The sequence below is a fragment of the Oleiphilus sp. HI0067 genome (assembly GCF_001635735.1).
On sequence record NZ_LWFI01000526.1, the window covers coordinates 1 to 641 of the forward strand.

General features: G+C 48.5%; 2 protein-coding genes. Both read left to right on the plus strand.

The annotated features are described in order from the left end of the window. Positions 1-289: MinD/ParA family protein (locus tag A3739_RS06180; protein ID WP_369821089.1), on the plus strand; the 289-nt coding region annotated here is incomplete at its 5' end. 71 nt (positions 290-360) lie between these two features. Then, positions 361-641, plus strand: a 281-nt coding sequence (locus A3739_RS06185) for a sigma-70 family RNA polymerase sigma factor (protein WP_156502398.1), incomplete at its 3' end; no start/stop codon positions are given.

Consider the following 641-nt stretch of genomic DNA (forward strand, 5'->3'; position numbering starts at 1 on the left):
CCTTGCAAATATGGTTCGCAGCCCAGAAGAGGGGCGCCATCTCTTTTCAAAGCTTACCTCTGTGACGGAACGTTTTCTTGATGTTGCACTCCAATATGTAGGTTCTGTTCCTTACGATGAAAACGTACGCAAAGCTGTCCAGCGTCAGCGCCCTGTATTAGAAGCTTACCCCCGCGCTAAAGCATCTATAGCATTCAAGCAGCTCGCTCAAAAGGCTGATTCGTGGCCATTACCAAGCACTCCAAGAGGACATTTGGAGTTTTTTGTTGAGCGCTTAGTACAAGCCTAGGATTGGCTGTAGCCTCGTAATGATTTATTCCCCATGCAGTACTTTTACGGCAGGGCCATACTGTTTTGTTGATGTATAGCGAAAAAGAAACACAGTACGCAGATGAGTTGATCGTGAAGCATGCGCCCTTAGTAAAGCGTATTGCACATCATCTAATGGCTCGCCTTCCATCAAGTGTTCAAGTCGATGATTTGATTCAGGCCGGCATGATTGGCCTGCTAGAGGCTGCGCAAAAATACGAAAGTGATCGTGGTGCGTCGTTTGAGACTTATGCCGGAATCCGAATTCGCGGCGCGATGATGGATGAAGTCCGTAAGGGCGATTGGGTGCCTCGTTCCGTACATCGCAACGC